At 39.8% G+C, this 12,434-nt stretch carries 12 protein-coding genes; 5 read left to right on the top strand and 7 right to left on the bottom strand.

Annotation, left to right across the window (positions count from 1 at the left end):
- Nucleotides 1-41 precede the first annotated feature (41 nt).
- Entirely contained in the window at nucleotides 42-1,232 is a 1,191-nt protein-coding gene (fabV, locus tag H9X96_RS01925; protein ID WP_187664645.1) for an enoyl-ACP reductase FabV, read from the bottom strand.
- A gap of 189 nt (nucleotides 1,233-1,421) precedes the next feature.
- On the opposite strand from fabV, the gene H9X96_RS01930 reads away from it, so the two are divergent.
- Entirely contained in the window at nucleotides 1,422-3,311 is a 1,890-nt protein-coding gene (locus H9X96_RS01930; RefSeq protein WP_187664646.1) for a TonB-dependent siderophore receptor, read from the top strand.
- On the opposite strand, the gene H9X96_RS01935 is transcribed toward H9X96_RS01930, so the two are convergent.
- On the bottom strand, nucleotides 3,295-4,641 hold the full coding sequence (locus H9X96_RS01935) for a hypothetical protein (protein ID WP_187664647.1): 1,347 nt from the start codon (nucleotides 4,639-4,641) through the stop codon (nucleotides 3,295-3,297). The two genes, H9X96_RS01930 and H9X96_RS01935, sit on opposite strands and share 17 nt — an antisense overlap.
- A gap of 212 nt (nucleotides 4,642-4,853) precedes the next feature.
- On the opposite strand from H9X96_RS01935, the gene H9X96_RS01940 reads away from it, so the two are divergent.
- Nucleotides 4,854-5,834: a hypothetical protein gene (locus tag H9X96_RS01940; RefSeq protein ID WP_187664648.1), complete on the top strand. Its 981-nt coding sequence runs from the start codon at nucleotides 4,854-4,856 to the stop codon at nucleotides 5,832-5,834.
- A 139-nt stretch (nucleotides 5,835-5,973) separates the two neighbouring features.
- Here the strand turns inward: H9X96_RS01940 and H9X96_RS01945 are convergent, their stop codons facing one another.
- A complete protein-coding gene (locus tag H9X96_RS01945) occupies nucleotides 5,974-6,555 on the bottom strand; it encodes a tRNA-(ms[2]io[6]A)-hydroxylase (RefSeq protein ID WP_187664649.1) in 582 nt (193 codons plus the stop codon).
- Nucleotides 6,556-6,644: 89 nt separating this feature from the next.
- On the opposite strand from H9X96_RS01945, the gene H9X96_RS01950 reads away from it, so the two are divergent.
- Entirely contained in the window at nucleotides 6,645-7,889 is a 1,245-nt protein-coding gene (locus tag H9X96_RS01950) for a glycosyltransferase (protein ID WP_187664650.1), read from the top strand.
- Nucleotides 7,890-7,900: 11 nt separating this feature from the next.
- Here H9X96_RS01950 and H9X96_RS01955 read toward each other — a convergent pair whose 3' ends face one another.
- The 4 genes from H9X96_RS01955 to H9X96_RS01970 all read right to left on the bottom strand — a co-directional run bounded on the left by H9X96_RS01955 (nucleotide 7,901) and on the right by H9X96_RS01970 (nucleotide 11,389).
- Entirely contained in the window at nucleotides 7,901-9,349 is a 1,449-nt protein-coding gene (locus tag H9X96_RS01955) for an amino acid permease (protein WP_187664651.1), read from the bottom strand.
- A 153-nt stretch (nucleotides 9,350-9,502) separates the two neighbouring features.
- Nucleotides 9,503-9,940, bottom strand: coding sequence for an META domain-containing protein (locus H9X96_RS01960; protein WP_187664652.1), 438 nt, complete (start codon nucleotides 9,938-9,940; stop codon nucleotides 9,503-9,505).
- Between the two features lie 186 nt (nucleotides 9,941-10,126).
- The gene (locus H9X96_RS01965) at nucleotides 10,127-10,255 is read right to left on the bottom strand and encodes a substrate-binding domain-containing protein (protein ID WP_187664653.1); all 129 of its coding nucleotides are present in this window, start codon (nucleotides 10,253-10,255) and stop codon (nucleotides 10,127-10,129) included.
- 6 nt (nucleotides 10,256-10,261) lie between these two features.
- Entirely contained in the window at nucleotides 10,262-11,389 is a 1,128-nt protein-coding gene (locus H9X96_RS01970) for a c-type cytochrome (RefSeq protein WP_187664654.1), read from the bottom strand.
- A 166-nt stretch (nucleotides 11,390-11,555) separates the two neighbouring features.
- Between H9X96_RS01970 and H9X96_RS01975 the strand changes: the two genes are divergently transcribed.
- Together H9X96_RS01975 and H9X96_RS01980 are read left to right on the top strand one after the other, a co-directional pair.
- A complete protein-coding gene (locus tag H9X96_RS01975; protein WP_187664655.1) occupies nucleotides 11,556-11,903 on the top strand; it encodes a hypothetical protein in 348 nt (115 codons plus the stop codon).
- 17 nt (nucleotides 11,904-11,920) lie between these two features.
- Entirely contained in the window at nucleotides 11,921-12,397 is a 477-nt protein-coding gene (locus tag H9X96_RS01980) for a M48 family metallopeptidase (RefSeq protein ID WP_187664656.1), read from the top strand.
- The last annotated feature ends 37 nt before the right edge of the window (nucleotides 12,398-12,434 follow it).

The raw sequence follows: 12,434 nt of genomic DNA on the forward strand, positions 1-12,434 counted from the left end.
CTCCAAATGGAAGCGCTTTTCTGTTATCCTGATAAATTGGTTTAAACCAATCCTGAAATTTCCACCATTTCATTCACGTCAGCCTCGTAATCAACACCTGCTACGTCAAAACCAAATAGGTTTAAGAAATCTTTTTTGTAACCAGCAAGATCGCCGATTGCAGGAAGTGTTTCAGTAGTCGCTTCTGGCCAAAGCGCAGCAATCTGCGCCTGAACGTCATCACGCATCTCTAAATCGTCTACACGGATTCTTCCTTGCTCATCTGTCAGTACTTCAGCACCTGTATACAAACGTTCTTTGAACAAACGTTGAATTTGCTCAATACATCCCTCATGAAGACCTTCTGCTTTCATAATTTTGTACAAAAGAGAAATGTACAATGGAATTACTGGAATTGCCGAACTCGCCTGAGTAACCAGAGCTTTGTTTACCGACACATAAGCTTTTCCATTGATATCTTTTAATTGATCAGCAATCTGGAACGCTGTGGCCTCTAAATGATCTTTAGCGCGGCCAATTGTACCCTTACGGTAAACTGCTTCTGTTAATGATGGGCCGATATAAGAATACGCAACTGTAGTTGCACCTGTTGCAAGTAAACCCGCGGCTTTCAATTCATCAATCCACATTGCCCAGTCTTCACCACCCATAACGGCAATTGTATTTTCAATATCATCACCTTGAGCAGGCTGAATAGAGATATCAGAAACGATTCCTGTATGGAAATCTACTGTTTTATTGGTATAAACTTCACCAATTGGTTTCAATACAGAGCTGTGTACGACACCTGTTACCGGGTGAACTCTTTTTGGAGAAGCCAAACTGTAAATCACCAAGTCAATTTGTCCCAGGTCAGCTTTGATCAATTCCAGAGTTTTTTCTTTGATCTCTTTTGAAAAGGCATCACCGTTGATACTTTTTGCATATAAACCAGCCTCTTGAGCCTGTGCTTCAAATGCAGCAGTATTGTACCAGCCCGCTGAAGCTGTTTTCCCAGGTGCTGGTGGTTTTTCGAAATATACACCAATAGTAGATGCATTAGATCCAAAGGCACTGGTAATCCTTGACGATAAACCAAAACCGGTTGATGCGCCAATAACCAGGACTCTTTTAGGTCCGTCAATAGGGCCTTTAGATTTCACGTAATTGATCTGGTTTAACACGTTTTGAGCGCAGCCATCAGGATGAGCAGTCAGGCAGATAAACCCACGAATTTTCGGTGCAATAATCATATTTATTCTCTTTATACGTTTTTTCTGTAAATTTCCGCAAGGCGGTTCTTATCAAATTATTCAGCAAACATAATTAAAACAAAATAAGTATGCCAGTTATGGGGAAAATTGGTTGGAAAAACTAGGTAAAGATTTTATGTGGTTTAAAGTTCGAAAACAATATATCTTTGGCCTTCAAAATAAACCATAATGCTTTTTAAAAATTCCGTGTATTTTATGGCCCTGATGGGTTCCAGTATAACATTAAATGCACAAACAACCAAACCTTTGGCTGACACCACAAAATTAAATGAAGTGATGGTACAAGAAAACCGACTTCAGCTTCCTTTTTCGAAACAAAATAGAAACATCTGGATCATTGACCGGGAAAAGATCAAGAGCTTACCGGCAAGGTCGGTTAGTGAATTGCTCAGCTATGTAACTGGTATTGATGTTCGACAGCGTGGTCCTGGAGGCAGTCAGGCCGACATTAGTATTGATGGTGGTACCTTTGATGAAACACTCGTTTTACTCAATGGGGTTAAAATTACGGATCCGCAGACTGGTCACAACATGATGAATCTACCCATCACTATGGACGATATTGACCATATTGAAGTCCTGCGTGGCTCTGCTTCGAGAGTATACGGTATAAACGCATTAACCGGAGCGATCAATATCGTAACCCGCAGTCCGCAGAAAACCAGTATTTCAGCCAATGTATTTGCTGGAAGCAGTTTTAAACAGCGGGATGGAGCTGGCGGCATTTACCTGAATAACGGTCAGCATCTGACTGGTACCCTCGCTTTAGCTCAATCCAGTCATTTATTTTCTATCGGACGGGAAGCAGGTAATGGGTATCGCTACAACACTGCTTTCAATAACCAGAAACTGTATTATCAAGGAAAAATCAAGGTAGGAAAAGAAGACCAGCTGGATGTAATGGCCGGCTATGTCTATAATAAATTCGGTGCAAATGGATTTTATGCTGCACCAAATGATAAGGAATCAGAAGAAACCGTAAAAACAGCCCTTGCTGCGCTGTCTTACACCACAAAGATTACGGAGCACTGGACGATGGTTCCAAGAATCAGTTACCGTAATAACGTAGATAATTACCTATTTAACAAGGTAACACTGGCTTATCCGGCCAACCATCACCTGAGTAATGTCCTGGATGCAGAGCTAAACAACACGATACAAACTAGCTTTGGTACTTTTGGATTAGGTCTGGAAACGAGAACAGAATACATCAAAAGCAGTAGCCTTGGCAAAAGAAATCGCAGCAACAGCGGATTCTTTGGAGAGTATAAGTTTGAACCTCTGGATCGATTATCCATTAATGTTGGCGCGTATACCAATTACAATTCCGACTATGGCTGGCAGGCTTTTCCCGGTTTGGACATTGGCTACCATATTTACGGGAACTGGAGATTGTATGGGAATTTAGGTACTGGACAGCGTTTACCTACTTATACCGACCTTTATTATAAAGGGCAAACCAATATTGGGAATGACCAGTTACGCCCTGAAAAATCAAAATATGCCGAAGCTGGAGTTAAATTCAACAACGCACATTTCTCCGCAAATGCCAGCTATTTTACGCGCCGGATAGAGGATTTCATTGATTGGGCAAAGGAAAAAATAACCGACCCATATCAGCCACAAAATTATGGTCAGGTCAACACCACAGGACTGACGTTAAGTGGAGATTATCGCTGGACTGCTCCTGCTGGTAGCAATGGTATCCTGAATGGCTTCAGATTGGGCGCTGCTTATACCTACCTGGATCCAACCATTAAAACGACTATTTCTACTGCTAACATCTCCAGATATGCATTGAGAAGTTTGAAGAATCAATTGAACGGTACTTTAACGACCTCTTTCTGCAAGGTAATGGATTTGACCATTGCTGCCCGTTATCAGGACCGCATCACTTATAAAGATTATACGGTAATCGATGCAAAACTGGCTTACAAGCAACCGCATTATAACATTTACGTGGATGCAGGTAACCTATTTAATGCACAATTTATTGAAGCGGAAGCCATTCCAATGCCAGGATCCTGGTATACTTTAGGCTTTAAGCTGAATTATTAATCTTCTGGAGAACAACAGCACGGAGGATGTCCACAATCCCTTCTTTTTGTAGGATGTATGTCCCTAAACGTTCTTCAGAAACACCCTCTTTGAGCCGGTAGGTAAATACCGGCTTTTCTCCTTCAAAATAGGTATCCAGATATTTGAAAGTAATGTGGTTTAGTGGCTGGAGTGCAGCTGCAAGCTCCACCAGATGCGTAGAGATAAAAAACATCGAATTACGAATGGCCGTCAGTTCTGAAATGATTAGCAAAGAAGCATCATAGGCATCTTTTACATTCGTTCCTCTAAAAAGTTCGTCAAAAACAATAAACATCCGGTTATTTTCCAGGAGTGCCGTGGCAGCTTCCTTTACTCGTTTTACTTCAGCATAATAATGGCTGAGTCCTTGTCCGAGCTGATCCGGCAGATTAATTGTGGTCAATAAACCATTAAAAACAGCTGTTTTCATTGAAATTGCAGGAACCGGAAAGCCTAAATGCGCCAGGTAAATTGCCAATCCTAATGACTTTAACAAAGATGATTTACCTGCCATATTGGACCCAGTAAGAAAAACCATGTTTTCAGTTTGGTTCAAAAAAATATCATTCTCAACTGGCTGATCAAAAGAAGGATGGAAGAAACCGACAAGTTCGAGTTCCAGGTTTTCGCCTTCAGAATATTCAGGAAAGCAAAATAGCCTTTTCCTCGCCACCGCAGCAATGGTTTCATAAGCGTCCAGTTCATAAATCAATTCGACTAAATGCAGGAGTTCCATTTTCTCTTTCCCACGAAAGCTATGGTCGAATTTGCTCACCTGATAAAACTTAAGGTTCTTTTCATGAAGTCCTGCAGCAGCCTTTAAAGACTCAATGTTCAATATCCTTTCTATTTCTTCTAGTTTATTCTTCAAATACTCTGGCATTATTGTCAGGTCCTGTTCGGCTATAAAACGGGAAACATATTTTACAGTACTGATTAGAAACTCTAATCCTTTGGTGACGATATAATAGTCGTTAGTAGAGTTATTCCCTATGAAATCCACCAAAGCATCCAGCATATTATTTCTGGAAAGTACTTTATTGAATTTCAGGTAATAGCCAATCAGGTCTAATTGCTCGCTTTTAACCTCCAGCTGTATCTTATAATCATAAAAATATTTGATGGCAGATTTACGCCCATTCAGCAAATGAAAATCTGATGATGGGTGCTCCATCATTTCCAGAATTTTCTCCTTCCCTCCTAGTGTCCTTGTTGCTTTAAAAAAACTAAAAATAGATTCATCCCCCGAAGCATCATTAAATACATTCAAATCTCTAAAAGTTTGACGATCCATCTTAAAATTGGTCATAATTCATTTTTGGGTTTTAATAAAGGGAGTAGCAGCTGATTTTTACCTTGGATACAGCAAGGTTTGAAACTCAATATAGCAAGAATGTTTAATTAATTAATCTTGCTAAATAGCACACATAAATAAATTGATGTGCTATATTCGTTATCTGATTGCATCTACCTTCTATATTAATATTAACGCCTTAAAAAACAAAAGAACAGATCAACAACATGGAAGAAAAGACTACCAGAAGCAGAGCATCCTGGCCAATAAAAGCAGTTATCATCATCATTTTAATCATTGGTGCTGGTTATTGGGCTTTAGAAAGCGGCAGATTTGATGCAGAAGCAACCAATTTAAATTCAATCTATACCCTAAAAAAGAAAGCGCTAGTCAGCAGTCCGGATGACCAGCGAGCATTTGATTATACCCCGGAAAAACCGGTGAATGGCGAGTACAAAGGTGTGGTGGAAGTAGGAGCCTCAGGTTTCAATTCTTTCATTGTAAATATAGACAAAGAGAAACGCTGGGAGATTGTTTCCAAAGATTTCGGAAAGTCATTTGTCTATGAGGGTATGGCCAGCACCACCGACATCAGAATGGGTTTAAAAGATTATATAGGTGGTATGTTCGATAAGGGAGTAAAATCAAAAAACATTCATTTTGTCATCAGTTCTGGTGCACAAAAAGAGCCTAAAACTGCCACCATCTCTTCAGAATTAAAAAAGATGGGCTATATCGTAAACTTGGTTACACCTGAAGAAGAAGGGAAATTAGCCCTAAAATCTGTATTGCCCGACGCCTATGCAAACACTTCCTTTGTGGTAGATATTGGTTCTGGAAACACGAAAATATGCTGGAAAGACAATGCCTTACATTTTGAAGAAATCCCAGGTGCTAAATATTATGAAAAAGACATGACTGATCAGGTAGTCTACGATCAAGTAAAACAGGCGGCTCAAAAAATACCTGATGCCCAGCGTAAGGTATGCTTTATCATTGGTGGTGTACCTTTTGAGCTTGCCAATCAAGGCAGGAAAGGAAAGGAAAGATATACTGTATTAAAAGATCCAGAAAGATACAAAACAGATAAAATCAAAATCAAAAGTGGCGTAAACATCTATCAGGGTATTGCAGATGCGACGAACTGTAATACCTTTGTATTTGATTGGGATTCGAATTTCACCATTGGGTTTTTATTATCGATCTAAACTTTAACCTGAAAAACAGACGATTTATTCGATCACCTATCGCTCAATTCTTATTGAAAGAAGTAGTATCAAAACGAAATAACCCCCAAAAGCTGGATAAAAACTTTTGGGGGTTAATATTTACAACCACACATCTGAATTAACCGTGTATCGCTTCTCTATTACCATAACTTTGGATCAGCTCCCCTTCAAACTCCAGCCATTCTTTCCATCTCGCATCCACATCTACATCAATGGTATATTTACGGGCAAAATTTAAGAATGTAGTATAATGACCCGCTTCAGATACCATGAGGTCATGGTAAAACTTCGCCAATTCAGGATCTTTGATGTTTTGTGACAGCACACGAAATCGTTCGCAGCTCCTTGCTTCAATCATTGCCGCAAATAATAGTCTGTCAATAAAGGCATTATTTCTACTGCCATCTCTACGGCTAAATTTCACCAATCGACCTACATAATCATCTTTACGCTCTCTTCCCAGAGTATATCCGCGTTTATTGATAATTTCGATCACCATTTGAAAATGCTGCATTTCTTCAATCGCAATGGCCGTGAGTTCTTCCACTAAATCCATGTGCTCAGAATTATTGGTAATTAAAGTAATCGCGTTTGTTGCGGCTTTTTGTTCGCACCAGGCATGATCCGTTAATATCTCTTCTAAATTTGATTCTGCAATATTGGCCCAACGGGGATCTGTTAATAATTTTAGTCCAAGCATGAGGGTATAAATAAAATTCTCTGCTCCAAAATTAGGAATAATCACAGGCTTTGCAGTAAAAACATCTATTTTGCGACAATTTTAAAGAAATGAGCGGAAAGAAAACATTTATCATAGGGTTAGTATGGCCAGAGCCATGCTCTTCAGCAGCGGGAACAAGGATGCTTCAGCTGATAGATTTCTTTATTGCTGAGGGACATCAGGTCACTTTTGCTTGTGCAGCTGCTAAAACGGCTTATAGTTTTGATCTGGGAGAAAAAGGCGTAGCAGAACTTGCTATTGAATTAAATGACGATGGTTTTAACGGATTGATTCGGGAAATCTGCCCGGATGCAGTACTTTTCGACCGCTTTGTGATGGAAGAACAATATGGCTGGCGGGTACAGCAGGAATGTCCGGATGCACTTAGAATTCTAGATACGGAAGACCTGCATTGTTTACGTCATGCGCGGCAAAAGGCTGTAAAAAGCGGACAGCCTTTTCACATCAGTGATTTGTTTAGCGATATGGCGAAAAGAGAAATCGCGGCTATACTCCGATGTGACCTTTCTTTGATCATTTCTGAAGTGGAAATGAATATTTTAAAAGATACTTTTCGTATTGATCCTTCTTTAATTTACTACCTCCCATTTTTAGAAGAAACATTGGAAGAAAAAGACCTTAAGCACTGGCCGTCTTTTGATGAAAGAGCAGGATTCGTGTTTATTGGCAATTACTTACATGAACCGAACTGGCATACGCTGCAAACCTTAAAAACAACAATATGGCCTGTGCTCCGGAAAAAACTACCGGGCGTACAGCTGCATATTTATGGGGCCTACAGCAATCAGAAAGTGATGCAGCTCCACAATGAAAAAGAAAAATTCCTGATTCATGGACGTGCTGAAGATGCTAAAACAGCAATTGCTCAGCATAAGGTATTACTTGCACCGATTCAATTTGGAGCTGGTTTGAAAGGGAAATTCATTGATGCCATAATAACAGGTACCCCGAATGTGACCAGTACCACTGGTGCAGAAGCCATGGCTGGGGATTTAGCATGGAATGGAATCATTGCCGATGATCCTGAGCACTTCATTGATGCAGCAGTTACTTTGTATCAAATGAAAGATCAATGGCTGAAAGCACAGCAAAACGGCATCCAGCTTTTAAATAAGAGATATGCTAAGTCTATATTTTTAACCGCTTTTGGAATGACCTTGAAAAATTTAAGCCAAGACCTAACCACTCATCGTCAGCATAATTTCTTTGGTCAGATCCTGCAATACCACCATTCGAACAGCACTAAATATATGTCTTTATGGATTACAGAAAAAAAACGACATCTCTCTTAAAACATTTAGGATCATTTCGTAATTTTACCTTGCTTCAACTTCCTTCTGTTCACCAGCACGTAGCAAATGTATAAAAGGAGAATCCAAGCGGGAATTAACTCCACTGAAAGTTTCATTCCAGTGATCCACATGATCACTAAAATTCCCAGTAAAAATACCAGACATATATAGTTAGACAATGGATAGATAAAAGAAGGAAACTTAGTTTTCACCAGTGCTGCATCTTTGGATTTCCTGAATTTCAAGTGGGTAATACTGATCATCAGCCAATTGATAATCAAAGAGGACACCACTAGTGACATCAATATTTCCAAAGCTTTTTCAGGAATCAGTTTATTGATGACGATACAAATTGCGGCGAAAAGACTGGATACCAGAATCGCTTTAATTGGCACATGATTTTTGTTCAGTTTCGACAAGAAAGCAGGTGCATTTCCTTGTTCGGCAAGGCCGAAAAGCATTCGGCTATTGCTATATACACAACTGTTATACACAGACAAAGCAGCTGTAAGCACAATCATATTCAGCACATTGGCAATGATGCTGGTAAAATATATTGTTTTCCCAAAAGCATGAATTTCAAAGCCTTTCAGACTTTCAAATACCATCACGAAAGGGCTGCTATCCGTGGTAATATTCTTCCATGGCGACAAGGAGAACAAAATGACCAATGCCCCTACATAGAAAATCAATATCCGATAGATCACCTGGTTGGTTGCTTTAGGGATAGTTTTCTCCGGATTTTCTGCTTCAGCAGCCGTAATACCGATGAGCTCCAGTCCGCCGAAAGAGAACATGATCAGCGCAATCGCAGCAAATAATCCTTGAAAGCCACCTTTTCCATCAGCGCTAAACCATCCTTTGGCAAAGAAACCGCCGTCATTCCATAGGTTTTGTACACTTGCCTGTTCTCCACCGCTCCCAGTCAGCAATAAATAAGCCCCAAAAGCAATCATGGCAATGATGGCCACCACTTTAATGATGGAAAACCAGAACTCTACTTCCCCGTATACCTTTACTGAGGTCAGATTTAAGGCATTGATCACGATGAAAAAGAAAAGACTGGAAGTCCACAATGGGATCTCAGGCCACCAGAAATGCACATAAATTCCAATAGCTGTCAATTCAGACATGCTCACCAAAATATACAATGCCCAATAATTCCAGCCGGAGGCAAATCCAGCAAAGGAGCCCCAATACTTAAAAGCAAAGTGACTGAAACTTCCTGACACAGGTTCTTCTACCACCATTTCGCCCAATTGGCGCATGATGAAGAAGGCGATAATCCCTGCCAGGGCATAACCTAAAATTACGGATGGACCTGCTAAAACTGCAGCAGAACCGATACCTAGAAATAAACCGGTTCCTATAGCACCACCAAGGGCGATGAGTTGGATATGTCTGTTTTGCAAACCCCTTTGAAGCTTCTGCTCCTCAGGTTTTTCTTCTACTTGCTTCAATCTTTATGGTATTGCGCTAATGATAAATGAATATAAGTTGCACAAAAGTGTGAACTTATATTCATTTGAACGATTAAAAGCCTAAAAAATTTACCTGAAAGCGGTAAAAAGCTTTTAATCAACTGTTATTGCCAGAATAGCAATAAAGAAATATTATTTTTTTGTGAATTTCATTGCTGGAACATCAGCCATCATTAGGGTAAGTGTATTCCCATCTACGGTATAAGCATCTACTTTTTTAAGCATTTCAAGGAATCTCATTTCCCCTTCACCTTCACAATGTTTCATTGTCATTGGCCCTGATAAATCAACTTTAAATTTGCTGCCTTTAACCTCTAATTTAGCACCAAAAGAATTACAGCTGGTGTTCCCACCAAGTTCATTAAGCGCCGCATTGATATTGATATTTGGTTTTGATTCTGGATACAAGCCATTAAAGGCGATTCTTACCCCAGTAATGTAATTTAACTCCCAGTTGCCGCTTAATTTTGAAGCTGCAGCATTTTGCGTGGTGTTTTGACCTTTGTTCATCATTTTACAAGATGTTAAAGCGGATACTGAGATCAAGATCGCGAAGATTGCCTTTTTCATAATTTTTCTTTTTTTACTAAACAACCTTATTTCCATTAAGTTCTAACGGTTTGTATAACCGATGGAGCGGTGTTTATTTCTTATGACAAATTTAAGCAAAGATCCGGCCATTTTATGGAAAAAACAGCGTTTTAAGGTAGTTTTCAGTCTGCTGGATAAATTACACTATTGAATTAAAAGGTCATATTAAGGCAAATCAAAGCCAAATTTCTTGTATATCTCACCTGCTTCTTCTCCTACCAGGAAATCCATAAAGTCCTTTGCTGCTTCTGGATGGTGTTTGTTCGATTCTGCTTTTTCCAGCGGTATATACATCAGATTTTATTGATGATTCGAACTGAGTTCTTTCAATGCCATCACCATAGGAGGATAAGGGCCGTACTTATGCTGCTCAGCAGAAAACCCATCCAAATAAGGTCCAAAAGGTGCATCAATCGGCTTTTTACTGCGATTTGGATAATCTTCTTTTTGTGCTTTATGAGGTCTGGGCTGAGCGTTGACAAATGCAGCTACGTCCCAAGATTCTTCATCTGTTAATTGTGCATCCGGGTAAGCCACCCCATAAGGCATATTGTTTTTCACGAAACCTGCAAAATTGCTCAATCTGTACATACCCGCAGCATCATTATAACTTTGCTGACCCCAAAGCGGTGGATATACAAAGGCCAGCTGATCCGCTGATTTAATTCCTTCCCCATGCTCTCCATGGCAGCTCTGGCATTTATTCTGGTAAACCAACAGCCCTTTTTCTGGATCTGCGGCCCTATCCATGTATTTCAATTTTTCCGTACCCGAACCAAAAGCTTTCTTTCCTTTTTCTTGTTCCGACCCAACCCATTTCATGTAGGCAAGCATCGCCTGCACTTCTTTTCCGGATAGATCAGGAACTTTTCCATTTAAGCTTCGCTGAAAGCAATCGGCGATGCGTTCGGTGGCTTCAGCCATTTTACCTGAGCGTGCGCTCTTTTTGGGATAGCTGGCAAAAAATATCGAATAATTATTGCCAAAAGTTTTCGTTCCTGCTTCCAGGTGGCAATTCTGACAGTTCATTCCATTGCTGATCCTGGCCACAGAACCGTTTGGTCCGAAATATTTTGCCGTATTCTTCACCAGTTCTCTTCCATAACGAATCATCTCTTCAGACCCATTCGCAGGAATAGTACTTTCGTCAGGAGATTTCCAGGCATCTGCTGGAATGGCCTTTTCGTGTATTACAGCTTTGGCATTTCCGCTTTTAATTATTCCCTCATCCAGCCCTGCGGCAGCAGGATTTTTTTGAGGTAAAGCCGCATCCTTAAAATAGTAAACACTGATCCCAATTAAACTGGCTAAAATAAACAACAAGGACACTAACACGACGGATTTCGCTGTATAAATGAGGGTTTGCCGGCTTTGGTTAGGTTTGGTCTCTTCGCTCAAAATATTTGGTTTGGTATCCAAAAATGCCATTAATTATGAGGATGACAAAAATATATAAAGTAATCAGTCATAACTAAAAGTTATAAGCTGCCGAGCGCAGTGATCCAAGCTACTTTATGGTCAGTTTACAGATTAAAGGCTGTCGGTTCATGAATTCCTATTTTATTATCCTAATTTTGCGCCCAAAGAACGGATTATGGAATCAAGCGAATTAAGAATAGGAAATTATACATTAGATCATGGCCATCCTGAACAAATCCCTTATGGATCTGACATTGATTCGGCTGGATTAATGGAACCTATTAAATTAACGGTAGACTGGTTGATTAAATTTGGCTTTGAGAAATTCGCCTTTGAATATGAAGAAGGCGTTGAAATCACTTACGTTTTAGAGAAAAAAAATGGCCATCAGTTTGTCTTAAGCGATGATTTTCAGCCTATGGATGGAGAAATTGCCATGTTAGACTATAAATTATTATATGTACACCAGTTACAAAATCTTTATTTCTGCCTGACAGCTGAAGAACTGGTTCTGAAAGCATAAACTGCGATAAGCTTTACATGAAATCATTCCAAAACCTATTTAGCATCCTCCTCCTCTCGGCCCTCACTTTATGTAGTGCATCCTGTAATTCCAGAAGCGCTTATGAAGATTGGAAAGCACGTGCTAAAACCGACATCAGGTTACTGCCTAAATATAGCGGCGTGGTAAAATCACAAAAGTATTTAAAGATAGACGAGCAATTCATTAAAGAAGCAACCGAACAATTTGGCACTAAAGAACGTGCTTCCTACGTTTATTCCAGGTGGGGAATGGAATATGCAAAAAAGGGGGATCCCAAAACAGCGATGTACCGTTTAAATCAAGCATGGCTACTCGATCCAAAAAATGCGGAAGCTTATCATGGATTTGGCTATGTAATGGCAGGATTGGGCGCCTTCAAAGAAGCCTTGAATGAATATCATGAAGGCTTGAAATTTGCACCGGAAAATGAGCAGATGAAAATAGAACGTGCCGCTGTTCAGCAAAAGCTTTAAATTCAATACCCCTTTCTACTATCGTTTTACAATTGTG

It is taken from the genome of Pedobacter sp. N36a (assembly GCF_014472395.1).
Lineage (GTDB): Bacteria > Bacteroidota > Bacteroidia > Sphingobacteriales > Sphingobacteriaceae > Pedobacter.

Coding starts and splice junctions, on each gene's coding strand:
- fabV (WP_187664645.1), bottom strand. CDS start 1,232: ATGATTATTGCACCGAAAATTCGTGGGTTTATCTGCCTGACTGCTCAT.
- H9X96_RS01930 (WP_187664646.1), top strand. CDS start 1,422: ATGCTTTTTAAAAATTCCGTGTATTTTATGGCCCTGATGGGTTCCAGT.
- H9X96_RS01935 (WP_187664647.1), bottom strand. CDS start 4,641: ATGACCAATTTTAAGATGGATCGTCAAACTTTTAGAGATTTGAATGTA.
- H9X96_RS01940 (WP_187664648.1), top strand. CDS start 4,854: ATGGAAGAAAAGACTACCAGAAGCAGAGCATCCTGGCCAATAAAAGCA.
- H9X96_RS01945 (WP_187664649.1), bottom strand. CDS start 6,555: ATGCTTGGACTAAAATTATTAACAGATCCCCGTTGGGCCAATATTGCA.
- H9X96_RS01950 (WP_187664650.1), top strand. CDS start 6,645: ATGAGCGGAAAGAAAACATTTATCATAGGGTTAGTATGGCCAGAGCCA.
- H9X96_RS01960 (WP_187664652.1), bottom strand. CDS start 9,940: ATGAAAAAGGCAATCTTCGCGATCTTGATCTCAGTATCCGCTTTAACA.
- H9X96_RS01965 (WP_187664653.1), bottom strand. CDS start 10,255: ATGTATATACCGCTGGAAAAAGCAGAATCGAACAAACACCATCCAGAA.
- H9X96_RS01970 (WP_187664654.1), bottom strand. CDS start 11,389: ATGGCATTTTTGGATACCAAACCAAATATTTTGAGCGAAGAGACCAAA.
- H9X96_RS01975 (WP_187664655.1), top strand. CDS start 11,556: ATGGAATCAAGCGAATTAAGAATAGGAAATTATACATTAGATCATGGC.
- H9X96_RS01980 (WP_187664656.1), top strand. CDS start 11,921: ATGAAATCATTCCAAAACCTATTTAGCATCCTCCTCCTCTCGGCCCTC.